17 protein-coding genes are annotated in these 16199 nt (G+C 70.9%); 7 read left to right on the top strand and 10 right to left on the bottom strand.

Going from position 1 to position 16199, the window contains the following annotated elements; translation table 11 throughout:
• Positions 1–84: 84 nt before the first annotated feature.
• From ACH4XV_RS44490 to ACH4XV_RS44515, 6 genes are all read right to left on the bottom strand, one after another.
• A complete protein-coding gene (locus tag ACH4XV_RS44490; protein ID WP_395799634.1) occupies positions 85–438 on the bottom strand; it encodes a hypothetical protein in 354 nt (117 codons plus the stop codon).
• Entirely contained in the window at positions 419–883 is a 465-nt protein-coding gene (locus ACH4XV_RS44495) for a MerR family transcriptional regulator (protein ID WP_395799636.1), read from the bottom strand. Before ACH4XV_RS44495 ends, ACH4XV_RS44490 begins: the two co-directional genes overlap by 20 nt.
• Positions 880–1197 carry a hypothetical protein gene (locus ACH4XV_RS44500; protein ID WP_395799638.1) on the bottom strand — a complete coding sequence of 106 codons (318 nt, stop codon included), beginning with the start codon at positions 1195–1197 and terminating at the stop codon, positions 880–882. The genes ACH4XV_RS44495 and ACH4XV_RS44500 overlap by 4 nt, the downstream gene beginning before the upstream one ends.
• A gap of 522 nt (positions 1198–1719) precedes the next feature.
• Complete coding sequence (locus ACH4XV_RS44505) at positions 1720–2184, bottom strand: hypothetical protein (protein WP_395799640.1); 465 nt, start codon at positions 2182–2184, stop codon at positions 1720–1722.
• Positions 2185–2702: 518 nt separating this feature from the next.
• Entirely contained in the window at positions 2703–3158 is a 456-nt protein-coding gene (locus tag ACH4XV_RS44510; protein WP_395799642.1) for a phage tail protein, read from the bottom strand.
• 80 nt (positions 3159–3238) lie between these two features.
• Positions 3239–3376: a hypothetical protein gene (locus ACH4XV_RS44515; protein WP_395799644.1), complete on the bottom strand. Its 138-nt coding sequence runs from the start codon at positions 3374–3376 to the stop codon at positions 3239–3241.
• A 199-nt stretch (positions 3377–3575) separates the two neighbouring features.
• On the opposite strand from ACH4XV_RS44515, the gene ACH4XV_RS44520 reads away from it, so the two are divergent.
• The gene (locus ACH4XV_RS44520) at positions 3576–3950 is read left to right on the top strand and encodes a hypothetical protein (protein WP_395799646.1); all 375 of its coding nucleotides are present in this window, start codon (positions 3576–3578) and stop codon (positions 3948–3950) included.
• Between the two features lie 158 nt (positions 3951–4108).
• Here ACH4XV_RS44520 and ACH4XV_RS44525 read toward each other — a convergent pair whose 3' ends face one another.
• Positions 4109–4315, bottom strand: coding sequence for a hypothetical protein (locus ACH4XV_RS44525; protein ID WP_395799648.1), 207 nt, complete (start codon positions 4313–4315; stop codon positions 4109–4111).
• Positions 4316–4997: 682 nt separating this feature from the next.
• Between ACH4XV_RS44525 and ACH4XV_RS44530 the strand changes: the two genes are divergently transcribed.
• A complete protein-coding gene (locus ACH4XV_RS44530; protein ID WP_395799650.1) occupies positions 4998–6062 on the top strand; it encodes an integrase in 1065 nt (354 codons plus the stop codon).
• 59 nt (positions 6063–6121) lie between these two features.
• Here ACH4XV_RS44530 and ACH4XV_RS44535 read toward each other — a convergent pair whose 3' ends face one another.
• Entirely contained in the window at positions 6122–6871 is a 750-nt protein-coding gene (locus ACH4XV_RS44535) for a hypothetical protein (RefSeq protein ID WP_395799652.1), read from the bottom strand.
• Between the two features lie 324 nt (positions 6872–7195).
• Here ACH4XV_RS44535 and ACH4XV_RS44540 point away from each other — a divergent pair, with 324 nt between their 5' ends.
• Positions 7196–8317: an aminotransferase class I/II-fold pyridoxal phosphate-dependent enzyme gene (locus ACH4XV_RS44540; RefSeq protein ID WP_395799654.1), complete on the top strand. Its 1122-nt coding sequence runs from the start codon at positions 7196–7198 to the stop codon at positions 8315–8317.
• A gap of 385 nt (positions 8318–8702) precedes the next feature.
• On the opposite strand, the gene ACH4XV_RS44545 is transcribed toward ACH4XV_RS44540, so the two are convergent.
• A complete protein-coding gene (locus tag ACH4XV_RS44545) occupies positions 8703–8816 on the bottom strand; it encodes a hypothetical protein (protein WP_395799656.1) in 114 nt (37 codons plus the stop codon).
• An 817-nt stretch (positions 8817–9633) separates the two neighbouring features.
• On the opposite strand from ACH4XV_RS44545, the gene ACH4XV_RS44550 reads away from it, so the two are divergent.
• The 4 genes from ACH4XV_RS44550 to istB all read left to right on the top strand — a co-directional run bounded on the left by ACH4XV_RS44550 (position 9634) and on the right by istB (position 14147).
• Positions 9634–9933, top strand: coding sequence for a hypothetical protein (locus ACH4XV_RS44550; RefSeq protein ID WP_395799658.1), 300 nt, complete (start codon positions 9634–9636; stop codon positions 9931–9933).
• Positions 9934–10227: 294 nt separating this feature from the next.
• A complete protein-coding gene (locus ACH4XV_RS44555; protein WP_395799660.1) occupies positions 10228–11559 on the top strand; it encodes a hypothetical protein in 1332 nt (443 codons plus the stop codon).
• Between the two features lie 294 nt (positions 11560–11853).
• Positions 11854–13359, top strand: coding sequence for an IS21 family transposase (gene istA, locus ACH4XV_RS44560; RefSeq protein WP_395799662.1), 1506 nt, complete (start codon positions 11854–11856; stop codon positions 13357–13359).
• Entirely contained in the window at positions 13359–14147 is a 789-nt protein-coding gene (istB, locus tag ACH4XV_RS44565) for an IS21-like element helper ATPase IstB (RefSeq protein WP_395799664.1), read from the top strand. Before istA ends, istB begins: the two co-directional genes overlap by 1 nt.
• A gap of 446 nt (positions 14148–14593) precedes the next feature.
• On the opposite strand, the gene ACH4XV_RS44570 is transcribed toward istB, so the two are convergent.
• Positions 14594–15673: a recombinase family protein gene (locus tag ACH4XV_RS44570; protein WP_395799666.1), complete on the bottom strand. Its 1080-nt coding sequence runs from the start codon at positions 15671–15673 to the stop codon at positions 14594–14596.
• Between the last annotated feature and the right edge of the window lie 526 nt (positions 15674–16199).

Here is a 16199-nt window from a genome sequence, read left to right on the forward strand (position 1 = left end):
GCCTGTTTGAACCCGACGACCTACCACCCACCCGACGGGACAACCCATGGCACCCGCACTGATCCGGATCCACTGTCAGTGGTTTCAGCGTTTGACGCGGCCTCGGATGGCGAGTACTGCGAGGCCGAGGAGGACGGGATCGTTGCAGCCGCACGCCGATCCGGTGCAGCCCTGCGCGTGTTCGGCGGCCCTGCGACGGTGCCACCACGACCGGCCGATCAGCCCGACGGCCGCGACGGCCGGGACGACGGCGACGGTGGGCAGCCACGCGGCAACGGCAAGCGCGCCACCGCCGAGCAGCCCGGCGGCGACCGACGCGGGCAGCGCGCAGCACACCACGCACGCGGCTCCGGCCAGCCAGGCGAGTCGACCGGCGGCGCGGTGCCCGGGCCGCTCGTCGGCGGCTTTGCCGGCGGGGTCAGCAGCAGGGTCCGGCATGGCGGTCCTCCTGGGCGAGGTCGGCGAACGGAAGCGGGCAGCACGGGCTGGTCGCGCACACCGCGAGGTCGTCGCAGCCGGCGTCCACGGCGTCGACCAGCGCGGCGCGGATGGTGTGCAGGTCGGCGATCCGCGCGTCGATCTCGACGAGCTTCATGGCGGCGAGGTCCTGGAGCCCGGCCTTGGCGCGACGGCCGGCGCCATGGTGGTGGGTGCCGGCTTCCAGCAGTTCGGCGACCTCGTCCAGGGCGAACCCGAGCCGTTGCGCGGCCTTGATCACGCGCAGCAGCGCGACCGACTCGGGCGGGTAGACGCGGTGGCCGCCGAGGGTGCGGTCGGGTTCGGCGAGCAGCCCGCGGCGCTCGTAGTAGCGCAGCGTCTGCTGGTTGACCCCTGCGGCATCTGCGAGTTCACCCGACCGCAGACCGCCCGACGCGCCGGTCATGTTCGTGCCCCGGCCGCGCGGGCGACGAGTGCGTCCAGGACCGGGACGTGCGCCTCAAGGACGGCGACGTCCATCAACAGGCGGCCGGTCTCGTCGTGCTCGAAGGTGAACGTGAAGAACGAGCAGCAGCTCGTCTCACGGGCGGCCAGCTCCCGCGCGGCCGGTTCGGCGGCGGCGTCCAGGACCAGCCGGGCCCGCACCCGCGCGGGCCGCTCCACGCGCACCAGGGCATCGACGAACAGCGTGTCGAACTCGGCGACGCGCAACGGCTGCTCCTCGGTGGGCAGCGTGCAGGACTGCGGTACCCAGGCCATGGCCGGGCCCCTTCCCGTCGAAGTACGCCCCGAGTGGGGCTGTCCTTTGACGGTAAACCTGTACCCGGGTACCGGATGCAAGCCCGCCACCCCGGCGTCGCCGCTCGCCCTTCGGTGGCACGCGCTCAACCTTCGATGACACAGGACACCGGCCGTGATCGAGCCTGCCCTTCCGACCCGGGTTGTGAGACTTGTAAGACCACCCTCGCGCGCGTACGCGCGCGAGGCCCCGACCCCGCCCCACCAGGGGCGACGCGAAGAGCCCCTTCTTTAGTCAAGTTCCGGGTCTTGACTAAAGAAGGGTCGTCGCCTGTACGGATCGCGGCGCCGCCGAGCAGGCGCGAGCCGGCCCACCGACACGTGGTTGAGCGTGACCTACGGTGAGGGGTTCGGGCCCGTGCAACCGTCCCCCGGCGCGCCGGGGACGGACGGTGTTCGCTGCGGGGTTGTGTCGATCGCCGTGCCCGTCGAGTGGTGGTCCTGCGGCCGGGTTCGGCTTCCCCGGTCCTTCGAGGGTCGGGGCTAGCTCACGTCGTCCACGAAGTAGGAGCCTTCGAGGACGTCGGCGAAGCTGCCGAGGGCGACGGCCGCGATGAAGGCTTTGGCGAGCACTGCCTTGTCGGCGTCGTCCGTGGACTTTTGGCCGTTGGTTCCGGCGAGGTCGAAGTGGTGGCGCAGGGCCAGTTCCCCGTCGGCGATGACGGCCGCGGGCCTGGACGCGTCGTTGCCGAGGAACTCGAGGAAGGAGGGGAGGTCCTCGGTGTCGACGGGGCCGATGAAGGAGGTGACGGCGATCCAGCCGGTGTCCTTGCCGTCGTACTCGAAGTGCAGCTTTTGACGGCGCTTCACGCTGGTGCCGTCCTTGAGCGTGAGGGTCTGCTCGAAGCCGGCCACCGCCGTCCTGTCGCCCGGCCCCAGCCCTCCTTCGACGTTCTCGGTGCCGAGCGCCTGGTTGAGGAGCCCGATGAAGTGGTGCCACGTCGCCATGGTGTGTCCCTGCTCTCCGGACCGTGCGGGTGTGCCGTGTGCTCAACGGACGTGCCCCACGGCCCGTCACGGCGGAGGGACGTCCGGGAGCGACGGCCCCGGGGAACAAGGTCGAGCACGAGCCGTCGGCGGACTCAAGGGCCGGAGCATTACGCACGGCCGCATGTCGGGTGGATCGCCGTTCGTCAACGGCACCCCTCGTTGCCGACGCAGGGTTTTCGGAATATTCGGACCGCCCTACGCGCGCCCGCGCGTACGAGAGATGTAGGTCCGGGTGTAGGTCCGCCCCTACGGCCCGATCTACAGGCCCGGCGCGGTCCCCGCCCAGCTCGGCGGCCCGATCGCAGGCCGCGTTCCGGGCCGATCAAGGGGGTGACGGGGGCGGTGCGGAACGGGGGTGGCGAAGGGGGTCGGACGAGGTGCGCGGAGGTTGCTCGGGGGCGGCTTGCCAGTAGGGCTCCGGCCCCGGTTCCGGCTGAGGGAGTTGCTGAACCGGGACGGCGTCCCGGTCCCTCCGGTCAGTGGAACTCCACGGTGAGCCGGTCGGCCATGAGAGCCACCTCTTCGATCGTCCCCTCGCCGGTCGAGCCGTCGAGGTCGTGCCCGGTCAGCTTCACCGGGAACGCGTTGGTGATGTTCCAGGTGACGAGCTTGTTCGAACCGGCCTCGTCCGTCAGGGAGATCCTGCAGTCCTTCTTATCGACCTTGTTCTCGCTGACCGTGTAGAGCCAGGCGAACAGCGGGCTGTCCTTCGGGATGACGCCCCTGCGCAGGGTGATGTTCAGGACTGACCGCTGGCCGGGCATCTGGTGCCAACCGCCGACGCCGTCCTTGTACTCGATCGTCTCGACGCCGAGTTCCAGCCCCGAAACCGAGCCGAAGGTGCCGTCGGTCCGGCCGTCTCCGTCGATGTCGAGAACGAACCGGTGGGTCGGGATCGGGTAGTCCGCGTTGACGTACTCGGTGGTGGCCATGTCGTGCTCCTGTTGACGAACGAGTGGGCACCGACATGATCGCGGCCCCGCGCGGGACCGGGTGGCGAAACGCAGGAGGATCACCTGTTTGGGATGGTCTGCTCGATGTATGCGGGGAGCACCATCTCCGAGGGGACCCACCAATGGGTGACCTTGAGCCGGTTGAGGCCTCTGGCCCAGGCGATGGCCGCGCTGTACTCGTCGTTCGGGTTCCCCATGGACGCCCGGTCGGGTTCCGAAACGCACACGGTCGTGCGCACGGCACGCACGCACGGCCGTGTGTGCGTCACCGGCGTGTGTGTGCGTCGTTGTGCGTGTGTGGCCGGTCCGTTCCCCGTGGCCGGCGCCGTGTGCCCGACGGCCCATCCCCCGAGGCCATCGGGCCGTGTCCCCTCCCCGATCGAGCGGAGTGCCCCGATGACCACCGGTACCGACGCGGCTCTGCCGGCTTCCGCCCGCCGCCTGTTGACGGGCGTCGGCAACGAGGCCGTGCACGCGGCCGTGGGTCTGCTGGCCGCCCACCGGCGCGGCTTCTGGCTGGACGAGCTGCTGGACCCGGACAGCCTCCTGGCCGCCGCGGTGACCTGGAAGGACGGCAGGCCCTGGGTCGAGTGGAACACGGTCGGCGAACTCATCGACCGCGGGCTGCCGCAGTCCTCCGGCGAGTTGGCGGTACTCGCGGTGGCGGCGTCCATCGGCGGCGACTACCGGGTGAACCTGCGGCAGGCGATGCGGGCCATGTCCGATCGGGACACGAGGGCGCTCGTCGCCACCTTGTCCGAAGGATGGTGAGTCCCGCCCGTGGGCCGGTCCTTCGGCGGCCGGAGTCGTCTCCCGGGCAGGGGAGCACCGATCGCTCGGCGAAGCGCAACTCGTGGCCGCGACTTCGGCGACGGCGCGGCCGGGCCCGGCGGCATTCCTGGTCGGAACGCGGCCGGGCCCGGGTGGGACTACTTCGCGATGTTCGCGACGGTGGGGACGGTGTCGGTCACCAGGTGGTGGCCGGCCTCCTCACCGATGCCCATCAGCACGGCCAGGAGCAGGGTGGCGAGCGCGGTGTACGCGCGTCGGCGCCACCTGCTTCGGGACGGCCGGCTGACCGGCGGTGGGTCGGCGTGACAGCATGGGGGCGGTTCGTCGGTGATGGTGGGCGGCAACGCTGCCTCCTCGATCGTACGGACTTGCGGTATGGCGGCTCCCGGGGGCAACCGGGGGCCGTCGCCGTTTCCGACGGCGGCCCGATGAGCTCGACAGCAGACTAGGCCGGCCGCGCGCGTGCGATCACCGCATCCCGCACCCTCTGTGGACCACCGATCAGGGTTGAACGCGTCCGCCGTGGAGTTGAACATTCGCCCACCGGCGTTGAAAGCCGGCCCGCCCTGTCCATGGTCGGAGGACGCCGCAGGGGCGCGACCTGCGGCGGACGCTCACGCCGCGCGTTCAATCCTGGACAGGCGATCGTGGCCTTCCCGGTCGAAACACCCAGGTCGAGGGGCGAACGCGCCTGTGGACAACGCCCGTCGAAGTCACTCGAAAAGACATCACATTTGTATGCAGGTACTCGTGGATCAGGCCGAAGGAGCCGGCTCCGCGTCCGTCGCCGGGTGCCGTCGCCACGCATACATCGGTCCCCGCGTGGCTGATGTACACGTCGTCCGCCATGTCGCCGTCGGAGGCGATCGCGTAGAAGGTGTGGTCGAACGGCGAGGCGCCCGGGACGTCGGGACCCGACGGGTCGTTGCCGCCGAGTCGTGCCAACCCTGTTGGCATCGCGTCGGATAAGCTCCCGTTATCCGACGCGACAAACCGGGCGCGTCACCACCTCGAGGGAGACCGCCCGTGACCCACGTCCTCGAAGGCGCCTCGGACGGCGCCCGCGACGAGCTGGTGACGCGCTGGGCCGAACGGCACGGCGTCGACGTCGCCCACCGCCTGGCCCAGGCGGAGGACCTGGCCGACGCGGTGGCCGAGGCGATCGTCCCGAAGAACACGACCGACACCTACGACAAGGCGTGGCGGACCTGGGAGCGGTTCACCACCGCGCAGGGCCTGCCCGTCGACGAGGGCGGCCGCGGCTCGCTCGTCGCGTTCGTCGCGTGGATGCTGCGCCAAGGCCGGACGAACGGCACCGGCTACGCGCCCAGTTCCGCCTCGACCATCCTCGCCGCGGTCGTCGTCGGGCTCCGCGAGCGCGGCGTCCACGTCGCCCGCGACGACCAGGCCGAGGCCCGCCGAGCCCTGGACGGGCTGACCGTGCGGCTCCTGCAGGAGGGCGAGCGGCGCGGACGCGGCCAGGCCAAGGGCGTCAACGCGGGGGATCTGTACACCGTGGTCCGGGCCTGCCCCGACACCCTCACCGGACACCGCGACCGCGCGCTGATCCTCACCGGGCTGCACTACGCTTCCCGTGCCCAGGACCCGGCCGGACTCCTCGCCCGCGATGTCGCCCTGCACCCGCGCGGCCTGGTCGTGTCGATCCTCACCGGCAAGACCAAGCACTCCGTGCGCGACGCCCGGATCCTGCGCCAGCACGACCCGGAAGTCTGCCCGGTCCGGGCCTGGGAGACCTACCGGACCCGCCTCGCCACCGACACCGCGCCCCGCTGGTCCGCGCCCGACGCCCCGGCGTTCGTCGGCATCGACCGGTGGGGCCACGTCACCGGCGGCATGACGTCGGACTCGATCACCCGCGCGGTGAAGCGCGTGAGCGCCCGGGCCGGGGTCGCGGTCGCCTGGACCGGACACTCGCTGCGCGTGGGCCACGCCTCGATGGCCCGCCGCAAGGGCAAGGACGCCGTGGCCATCGCCGACCAGGGCGGCTGGGCCCGCCACTCCCGCTCGCTGCACGGCTACATGCAGATCGAGGACGGCTGGAACGACAACAGCTCAGCCGATCTCGTCTGAGCGGTGGCAAGGAACCCTGCGCGTCGGCTGTGCGGCCACGAACGGGTACCGCCCAGTTCTCACGGGTGTTTCCCTGGCCAATCGGCCAAGTTCAACTCGACTCCGGGGGGCAGTCCGCTTTCGACCAGATACAGGCGACGCACGAGCTCCTCCAGGACCAAGACCAGGGATGCCTTCTGATCCTCGGTCAAGTCGATCGCTTGGGGAGAGACCTTCCGTTCCCCGCTTCTCGCGCACCACTTCCAGACTCGAGCGAAATAGCGTGAGGACAGGCGAAGTTTCTGCTTCACGCCAGCCTCGTCCCCGGCCCATTCCTTGAGGTGTGTCAGCAACCAGTAGCCGGCGTCGGGAACCGTCCGAGTGCCCATTCGCATCGGTCGCAGACACCTCGTTCGCACCAGACTGATCTTGTCGGTCTCCCGGAGCGACCAGTTCGGTGTCGGAAGCTCGCCGCGCCCGACGGTGATGCATGCGTCGTCCGTGGTTTCCACGAAGTCCGTCGCGACGAGCTCGTTCGTACTGTCGGTGCGTTGGACATCCGCGCCGAGATAGGAAAACTCGACGACCATCCGATGTTCGAGCTCAAGGCTGACGGACCAGGCCTCCAGAACGGGTCTGAGTTCTTCCCTGGCCTCGTCTGTGCTCAAAGCCATGGACGGCGTGGCGACGAGCCGCCGCTCGCTGCTCAGCAGCAGAGACCAGTCGCCGATCTCATAGGAGGCCGGGAAGACATCCTCGGCCCAGATCAGAGTGTGCTGGTCGACCCACGTGACCGCGTAGTACAGGGCGCGAATCCGATCGCCTTCCATACGACGATGGTCACGCAGACCGCGAGGTGGTGCCCGTTGGAAACGACACACCGCTTGCCGGGGGCGGCGACTGGGCCGCTGAGAGTGAAAGTGCAACCGCCTCGGATTTGGCATGTTATCCGAGGTGGTTAGCCGGAAGCGGAAGCACGTGCCTCCGGAACGGAGAGCTCCGAGTGTCCACTCCCGGGTCGGGTCGGACACGGTGAAGACCCCCACCCCGGATCCGGCGACGGCGCCGCGCGCCCGGGGTACATGCGACCCCGGGATTCCCGATCATCGGCGGGGGACAACATTCCCGAGAAGCGCATACCCGCAGGAGGCGCCATGATCACGCCGTTTTCCGTTCCCGCCATCTGGATGCCGACCCGCTTTCGCGACATCGGCACCGAGACCGGCACCCGCTGCAACCTGGCGGGCTGCGAGAACCACCGCGCGTCGGAACTTGCCCTCGAGGCGATCGCGAATCCCTCACCGGACCTGGTGATCGACCACTGGGATTCCCAGGACCGCACCCTGCGCGAGGCGCTGGCGCGGCGGCACGGCGTGCGTGCCGAACAGATCCTGCTGACCTCCGGGGCCACCGGCGGGATCCGTTACGCCTTCGAGGTGTTCGCCGGGCCCGATACCCGCATCGGGTTGCTGTCCCCGGATTGGCCCGGCTTCCGTTTCTACGCGGAGCGGGCACGCGGGAGCGTCAGCCGCCTGCACTCGCCCGGATTCCCCTACGCGTTCACCCCGGTGGAGGTGGCCGCGTTCGTCCGCGACCGGGCCGTCGACTTCCTCATCCTGGCCAACCCCAGTGCCGTCACCGGTCGTCTGTGGGAGGCGGGCGAGGTGGCGGAGTTGCTGACCGCCTGCCCGGACACGCTGTTCGTGATCGACGAGGCGGACGCCGTCCACCCGGAACTGTCCGCGGCCGCGCTGGTCGACACCCACCGCAACGTGCTGTTCATCGGCAGCTTCTCCAAGTTCTACGGGCTCTCCGGCCTGCGCATCGGCTACCTGGTGACCCCCCGGGAGCACGCGGACCACCTGGCGCGCACCATCAGCCCCGCCGAGGTGACCTCCCTCGCCCTGGTCGCCGCCCGCGCGGCCCTGGCGGACCGGGAGTACCAGCGCCGGACCCGACAGGACGTCGCCCGCAACCTGGACGTGCTGGAGAAGGCGGTGGCCGGCACCCCCGTGCGCCTGGTTCCCGGCAGCCGTTGCTTCGCGGCCTACCTGGACACCGACGCGGCCGCGCCCGACCTCACCGAACTCCTGGCCGGGCACGGCGTGGACATCGTCCCCGGCAGCGGTTTCGGCCTCGCCACCGGCGGCCGGGTCAACCTCAGCAATCCGGAACTCGTCGACCGCCTCGTCGCCGTACTGCCCCAGGTGTCGAAAGCCCTGACGACCGACGGGGTCCGGCCGACATCGACGGGACCTGCCCCCGTGTCGGGTTGACCGCGGGGTCGCGCCGAGCTTCCCCTACGGCTTTACGGTCCACTCCTTCGACCGCATGTACGGAATCGTGCGGAGGGCGGTGTAGCGGATCTCCTCCTCGGTGTGGCCGTGGCCACCACACCGCTCGACACCCGACGCACCGTCACGAACCTCCGACGAACCCAGACGCGGGACACGATCGTTCGCTCCCGCCACCCCTCGTTGCCGGCGCGGGAGGTCGGCTCCACCCGCACGGGCGAACCGCAGGTCGGGCGACTCGTGCGGCAACGGGCCCGGCATATGTTCGGCCGGGGGGGGTGGTGGTGCAGGGTCAGGACGCCGCAGAGGTCTGCTGGAACGGCTCTCGCCGTCACGGTCAGCCACGTGTCGGGTGGATCGCCGTTCGTTAGCGGCACCTCAACTCGTACAGGTGGGCGTCGTCCCAGCCCATGGCAACCTGGATGACGGCGTGCAGCCCGGACAGCGGGGTGTGCGAGCGGATGTGGATCCACCGCCACACACCGGCTCGATGTCCGGCATCGACACTCGCAGTTGGTGCACGGTCTCCACGGGGCAACCGACAGGCCCGGGCCCTGCCTGCCGCCGTTTGCGCAGCCGAGGGGGTGAGTGACGACCGGGTTCGCAGGTCGTCCTCCTCGCCCTGGTGTCACCTGCCCCGACACTGCAACGGACCGCCGTGGGAGCTCAAGCCCGGCGAGCGCACGGTCGCCGGGGGTGAGGCGGGCGAGCGTCCCGGCGACCATACATTCGCCGGGTTCGAGCGACATGGCGGTGTCGATCAGCGCCTCCAGTTCGGCGTCGACCCGCGGCCGGGCAGAGATGAGGATGTTGTCCGGGTGGATGTCGCCGTGGCGCCACCCGGCCGCGTGCCGGCTCTCCGGCGTGGCGAACGCGCTTGCCGCGACGGCCCGCAGGCGTTGCGCGAACTCGGCCAACGCGGCCTTTTCCCGGGCCGGCCCGCGGGTGGTGGGGATGAACGCGGTGTGCCGCTGGGTCTGGGCCTTGACCACGACCCGATCCCGGTGCGCGGCGACAAACGCACGGGCCGAGTCCGGATCGGACGTCAGCAGCGTGTTCGGCACGGTGAACCCGAGCCGGGCCGCGGCCGCGAGCTGTGCCGGTTTCGATCGCACGGCCGCCACCACCGTCTGATCGTCCACCCACATCCTGAGCCGGGTCGCCTCGGGGAGCCCCGGCAGCGCGGCGGTGTTCTCGTGCGCCCGCCACCGCTGGTCGGCCTCGAGGTGCGCCTCGGGCCGGGTGGGCTTGCGCCAGTACACCGCGCACCCGCCGTCCAGGACCACGGACCGATCCCCGTGGCACAGGCGCGTGTTCCACCGATTCCGGTCGAGGCGGTCGGTGACGCGCAGGTCCTCGCGCATGCGGCCGAATCCAGCCGCAGCACCACGGCGGCGTGGCCGCCGAGCCGATCCACCACCAGGTCGGCCACCGCCCTGAACCGCCTGCTCGACCACCGCGGGGGTGCCCTGGCCGCCGAGCGCGAGGTCACCGACCCCAACGGCCGCCGGTACACCGTCGACGAGGGGGCAACGGCCGTGGATCGTGTGGCCCACCGAAGCCGGCCCGACCCACACGCCGAACACGCCCACACCTAACGCAAGTTGCACGCCGACTGACCGACGACCGACAGTCCGCACCGTCGGCGGTCGGTTCGGGGCGGTCTCGGACGGCAAGGGTGGGCAATTCACGCGTTTCGTCACGGACGATCGGGGTCGCGTGCCATCGTGGACCACGGTGGGGGCCGGTGATGGCGGACGGTGCGCGGTGCGCGCCGTCGGCCCGTCGGCGACTCCTCCGTGTGGGGCACGATCGCGCCGGCGGGGGACGCGAGGGGCCACCCGGACCCCGGACCGCCGCGGCGCCGACGGTTCGGAAGGGACCACGATCCCATGACCACGAACATTCCCTCTCGCGTACGTCTTCCGCGACCGCGGCGGCGCCTGGGGGCCGCTGCGGCCTCGTGCGCGCTGCTGTGCGCGGGCCTGGTCGCCCTGGCCGCGCCCCCGGCGTCGGCCGCCGGGGTCTGCGCGACCCCGGTGGTGACCGCGACCACCACCACGATTACCTGCACCGCCGGAGGCGCCGGCAGCCTGACCGTGCCCGCCGACGTCACTTTCGGGCAGGTCGTCCTCGACGGCGCGGCCGGAGGTGCCTCGGCCGACGGGGTGCCCGGCGGCAAGGGCGCGCACGTCGAGGCCACTCTGGCCGTGACCCCCGGCGCCACGCTGAACGTCACCGTCGGCAGGCAGGGCGGGCGCCTGTCCAGCTACGCCGGCTCCTCGGGCCTGGGCGGCGGCCTGGTCGCGGTGGTCGACTCCGGCGGCACCCCGTTACTCACGGCCGGCTCCGGCGGCGGCGCCGGCGGACCCGGCATCGCGACCCCCGCCTTCCCCGGCACTCCCGGCGGCGACAGCGCCGCCTCGGGAGCCGCGGGAGCCGGCGACTCGGTCGGCGGCGGGGGCGGCGGCGGAGGCGCCGGCACCGCGACCACGGGCGGTGTCGGCGGCACGGGAGCGAGCGCCGGACAAGTCCCCGGACCCAATGCCGGCAACCCCGGGTCCTGGCCGAACAAGCCCGGAGGATTCCCCAGCCCCAACGTCTACTTCAACGCCGGCTACGGCGGCCAGGGCGGCGCCGGCCACGGCTCCGGCGGTGCCGGTGGTGGCGGCGGCGTGGGCTTCCTCCCCGGCGGCGGGCAGACCGGCGGTGCCGGCGGGAGCGGGGGCGGCGGCACCAGCCTGGTGTCCGGCACCGTCCCCGGCTCGCCGTCCTCGGTCACCGACGGCGCCAACGCCGGCGACGGTCTGATCGTGTTCACCTTCCCCAACCCCAAGGCCGACATCGCGGTCGACGTCACCGCACAACCGCACCTGGGCATCCTGGTGCCCTACCTCACCTACACCCTGACCGCGAACAACACCGGACCCGACGCCGTGACCTCGGCCACGATCACCGCCGCCCTGCCGGCGGGCGTGAGCGCCACCGACCCCTCGCCCGGATGCGCCGTAAGCCCGGGCACCGTGACCTGCACCTACGGGGCCATCGCCAACGGCGCCGGCGCGTCCAAGTCGTTCCGCGTCCCCCTGCACCTGCTCTCGCTGGGACACGTCTCGGTCACCGGCACCCGCACCGCGTCCGCCCCACCCGACCCCAACCCCGCAAACGACAGCGACACCGCCACCTGCACCGTCGTCTCCGTCATCCTCGCCGTCTGCCCCTGACCGAACCGCTCCACGACCGGTGTCCGGCGAACCCCGTCGCGGGTTCGCCGGACACCGGCGACACCACTGCGACGTCGTCGCCAACGCCACGCTCACGTCGCCACCACCCACAACCACTGTCGTTTCCCACCTACATCGAGCCGTCGTCCGACGGCTTTCACCGGTGACAGCGGTCATTGGATACTCCCCGTAGGCGGCCATTTATCGGCCCACTGATGGCCACGATCTTCCCCACGTATGGCCAGATACCTCCCCGGACCTGGACGGATATACCGGTCGGCGAGGCTGACCGGTGTGAAGAACAGCAGGGAGATCATGGAAATCCTCGAGGCATACGACCTCACGGGGAGTTACCGTGCGGCGGCCGAGCTGGCCGGGTGCGACCACCACACCGTGGCCAGGTATGTCCGGATGCGTGAGACCGGGGAGCGCCCGGTGGCCCGCGCCCACCGGGCCCGTCCGATCGATGAATACCTGGGGAAGATCGAGGAGTTGGTGGTCAACTCGCGCGGCCGGATACGTGCCGACGTGGTGCACCGCCGGATCACCGCGATGGGCTTCACCGGCGGGGAACGCACCACCCGCCGCGCGGTCGCCGAGGCCAAGGCGGCTCTGCGAGCCGGACAGCGCAGGGTCTATCGGCCGTGGATCGTCGAGCCGGGACTGTGGATGCAATGGGACTGGGGGGAGGGTCCGAGGATCGGCGGTCGTCGAACGTCCCTGTGGTGCGTGTGGTTGTCCTGGTCGCGGTTCCGGGTCGTGATCCCGGTGTTCGACAAGACGCTGCCCACGATCGTGGCCTGCCTGGACGCGACGTTGCGGCGGATCGGCGGGGTTCCCACCTACGGTCTGACCGACAACGAGAAGACCGTCACCGCCACCCACATCGCGAACATCGCGATCCGCAACCCCGAGATCGTCGAGGTCGGACGGCATTACGGCATGACGATCCGCACCTGCCTGCCCGCCGACCCCGAGTCCAAGGGCGGATCCGAGGCGACCGTGCGGATCGCGAAGGCCGACCTGGTGCCCACCGACGCGAACCTGCTCGCCCAGTACGCGAGCTTCGGCCAACTCGAGGCGGCCTGCCGCCAGTTCTGCGACGACGTCAACGATCGCGTCCACCGCGAGACCCGCCGCACGCCCGCCGAGATGCTGGTGGAGGAACAGGTCCGGCTGCACCCGTTGCCCAAGGAACCGTTCACCGTCGCGTTCGGCACCACCCGCCGGGTCTGCTGGGACGCCACCATCTCCGTCGAGGGCGTGCGCTACTCGGTCCCGCACGAGCTGATCGACACCCGGGTCTGGGCCCGTTTCCACGGCGACGAACTCATCGTCACCTCGGTCGGCGACGCGGGACCGGCGGAGGTCGCCCGCCACAAGCGCTCCGTCCCGGGCAGCCCGGTGATCGTCGACGAGCACTACCCGCCGCGGGAGAACAAGGAGAACGACCGGACCCCGCGGGCGAACTCGGCCGAGGAGGCCGCGTTCCTGGCCCTCGGGCCGGGGGCGGCGTCCTGGCTGGTCGAAGCGGGAGCCGCGGGCGCCCGGCGGATCAAGTCGAAGATGGCCGAGGCCGTCGCGCTGGCCAAGCTTCACTCGGCCGCCGACGTCGACCGGGCGCTCGGCTCCGCGGCGATCGCCGGCCGGTTCGCCGAGAACGACCTGATCCGCATCCTCACCTACCAATCCGGTCTGGAAAGCATCGAACCGACCCGGGCCTCGGAAGTACACAGCCTGCAGCCGGGCACCTCCGCCTGGTCCAACTTCGGTCTCGCCCACGAGAAGGACAAGAACTGATGGCCACCCCGATCCGCGTCACCGGTGCCCATGGCAACCCTCTGTCCGAGGCCATCGAGCTCACCAAACGATTGAAACTCCCGCACATGCGGCGGGCGTTGACCGATCTCATCCCCACGGCGAAGGCCCAACGTTGGGACCCCGCCGAGGTCGTCCGGGTCCTGCTCGCCGAGGAAGCCGCCGGCCGCGACGCGGCCAACCTGCGGACCCGGCGAAAGCGGGCCGGGTTCCCGGCCGGGAAGACCTTCGGGGACTGGGACGAGACCGCTTCCTCGATCCCGCGGCCGACCCAGGACTCGCTGAAGATGCTCGAATGGGTCACCCGCAAGGAGAATCTCTGTATCTGCGGGCCCTCGGGGACCGGGAAGTCCCACTTCACCGAGGCCCTCGGGCAAGCCGCGATCGAGGCGGGCATGACGGTCGCCTGGTTCACCATCGAGGACCTGGGCGCCCTGGTCCGACGACACCGGGCGGACGATTCCCTCGCCCGCGCGATGGCCCGTCTGATCCGCACCGACCTGATCATCGTCGACGACATCGGCCTGTTGCCCGTCAGTCCGGACGCCGCCGAGGGCTTCTACCGCCTGGTCGACGCCGCCTACGAACGACGCGCGCTCGCGGTCAGCAGCAACCTCCACCCGTCCGGCTTCGACGAGATCATGACCAAGACCCTCGCCACCGCGACCGTCGACCGACTCCTGCATCACGCCCACGTCGTGGTCACCCAGGGTGATTCCTTCCGGCTCAACCAGGCAACCTCCGGCCAAGGGGTGATCCCCTTGCGCTGACCCACCCACCAACAGCGGGGAATTATCCGGCCGCCGTTGGGGAGGGCATATCGGCCGCCAGCGCGTTGATTATCTGGCCGCCAGCGGGGAGGACTCAAAGGCCGTTGACACACCGGCCCGAACCGGGTTGCGAGGGCACGACGATCTGCCGTGCGTACCCGCCGAGCTGCCGGGACATCGTGGCGAGGTGCCCGGCGTACTCTTCGATGCGAGCCGCGTCGTAGCCGTCGATACTCCGTGGTTCCCTCGTCGTCGGTGGCCGTGAGGAACCCGCCGGTGTCCCCGGTAACTATTTACCGACTTACCGATACAGGTAACCCGGTCGGACCGCGCCAGGCACCGCGGCGTGAACGTAGTGGTCACGAAGTGCAGCGCGTAGTGGTGCGGTCGGTTGTAGGAACGGAACGGAAAACCGGCGTTGCTGTCAAAACACTTGACACTGCCGGTCAGTGGTGGGGTCGATCCTCGGTCGCGGACAGTTCGGCTCGTTGTGTGATCAGGTGTTGCCGAAGGTCGAGCTCCTCGCGTGTCGGCGGTGCGTCGAGAGTTGCGATGCGCGCCCGGACGGGTCGGGGGATGTCGTCGTCGGCCCGGTGGGCGAAGTCGGCGTGGGCCTGTTCGACGGCTTCGGGGTAGGCCGTGGCCTTGTCGTGCTCGGCGAGTGCGCGGTAGACGCTGGCGAGGCTGGGGCTTTGTCCCTTGCGTTTGCGGGTGGGGATGATCAGGTCCGGGCGGATCGCTGCGACGCTCTCGCCGGCGGCCTTGCGGCGGAGCACGGTGTGCAGCATGTCGTCGGTGATTGCCGCAGGGCGGCCGTCGTGCCTGCCCTTGCGTGCGGCGGCGTCGAGTCCTTCGAGGGTGGCCTCACGGACGTTCTCGCGTTCGGTCTCCGCCATCGCCGCGAAGAACCCGAACAGGATGCGCCCGGGGCCGGTGGGGTCGTAGATTCCGGGCAGCGGTCCGGCGAGCATCTCCAGCACCAGGCCGTGCGTGGTCAAGTGGTCGGCCAGGGCTGTGAGTTCGGCCGCGTCCCGCCCCAGCCGCTTCATCTCGTACACCGCCAGGATCACCCGGCAGTGCGGGGCGTGGGCCTTGATCTCGCGGGCGAGCGCGAGGGCGGCCTCGAACTGCGGGCGCACCCGCACCCGAGTGCTGATCTTCTCCGAGAAGATCTTGTCCCTCTGGACGCCGTGCGCGGCGAGCGCGTCCAACCGCGACTGGAGCTCCTGCGTGAGCGTCGAGCAACGCGCGTACCCGATGCGGATGTCGGCGCTCGGGGTATCCGGCGCGATCGCGAGCGGGACCGGGGTGCCCGGCCGCCACGACCGTCCCGGGCCCCGGTCGGCCGGCGTCGGCACCCGCAGGAGCTTCGCCAGTCGGGGGACCTTGGTGAACCGGCCGGTGTGGTAGGCGCCGGCGACCGCACCGGAGCGCGAGCGGCACGGCGACCCGGCCGCGACCGCGCACCTCGGGCACGGGTGGCGCTCGACGTCGTCGGCGTCGGTCGAGTCGGACTCTCGGGGCAACGTTATGTGTTGATGTCCGAAGCTGCCTGCGCGAGTGGGTTGGGTCTTCGTCGCCCATGTGCAGGGGACTGTGATTCCTCGGGCGGTCCGAAGTCGCGTGCAGTGCGCCCCACGATCGGTACGCCGACCGCGCCGGTCGGCCCGTGGACCACGTCCTGCTCCGTCGAGCTCACTGAGACCGTGTCGCCCGCCGACAGGGGCGTCGTGACCGCCCGCACCGAGCTGCTCCGGAACGGGCCCCGAGGACGCGAGGGGGATCCGCGCCGGAGGCGTCGGGTCGGGAGGACCCGATCGTCCGTCCTGCCCGGTGCGCGCGTACCGATCGTGGGGCGGTGGTCCCCGATCCTTGCGGAGCGAGCGACCGTCCCGGGCGAGATGCCGGCCCGGCTGGCGGATTCCGGCGCTGTTGGCGAATCAGGCCATTCGCGCCGGGGCGCGGTTCGGTTAGTGGCAAACGCCCCGTATCGGTGCGGACATTGTGCAGGAATTGGGGGGAGGCGTACTCTCTCCGGCCTCGAGGCCGGAC

Origin of the sequence: Embleya sp. NPDC020630 (genome assembly GCF_044334985.1) — a bacterium.
Taxonomy (GTDB): Bacteria; Actinomycetota; Actinomycetes; order Streptomycetales; family Streptomycetaceae; genus Embleya.

Bases quoted from the DNA above. Each gene is read 5' to 3' on its own strand.
- ACH4XV_RS44490 (WP_395799634.1), bottom strand. From the start codon at position 438: ATGCCGGACCCTGCTGCTGACCCCGCCGGCAAAGCCGCCGACGAGCGG.
- ACH4XV_RS44495 (WP_395799636.1), bottom strand. From the start codon at position 883: ATGACCGGCGCGTCGGGCGGTCTGCGGTCGGGTGAACTCGCAGATGCC.
- ACH4XV_RS44500 (WP_395799638.1), bottom strand. From the start codon at position 1,197: ATGGCCTGGGTACCGCAGTCCTGCACGCTGCCCACCGAGGAGCAGCCG.
- ACH4XV_RS44505 (WP_395799640.1), bottom strand. From the start codon at position 2,184: ATGGCGACGTGGCACCACTTCATCGGGCTCCTCAACCAGGCGCTCGGC.
- ACH4XV_RS44510 (WP_395799642.1), bottom strand. From the start codon at position 3,158: ATGGCCACCACCGAGTACGTCAACGCGGACTACCCGATCCCGACCCAC.
- ACH4XV_RS44515 (WP_395799644.1), bottom strand. From the start codon at position 3,376: ATGGGGAACCCGAACGACGAGTACAGCGCGGCCATCGCCTGGGCCAGA.
- ACH4XV_RS44520 (WP_395799646.1), top strand. From the start codon at position 3,576: ATGACCACCGGTACCGACGCGGCTCTGCCGGCTTCCGCCCGCCGCCTG.
- ACH4XV_RS44535 (WP_395799652.1), bottom strand. From the start codon at position 6,871: ATGGAAGGCGATCGGATTCGCGCCCTGTACTACGCGGTCACGTGGGTC.
- ACH4XV_RS44540 (WP_395799654.1), top strand. From the start codon at position 7,196: ATGATCACGCCGTTTTCCGTTCCCGCCATCTGGATGCCGACCCGCTTT.
- ACH4XV_RS44555 (WP_395799660.1), top strand. From the start codon at position 10,228: ATGACCACGAACATTCCCTCTCGCGTACGTCTTCCGCGACCGCGGCGG.
- istB (WP_395799664.1), top strand. From the start codon at position 13,359: ATGGCCACCCCGATCCGCGTCACCGGTGCCCATGGCAACCCTCTGTCC.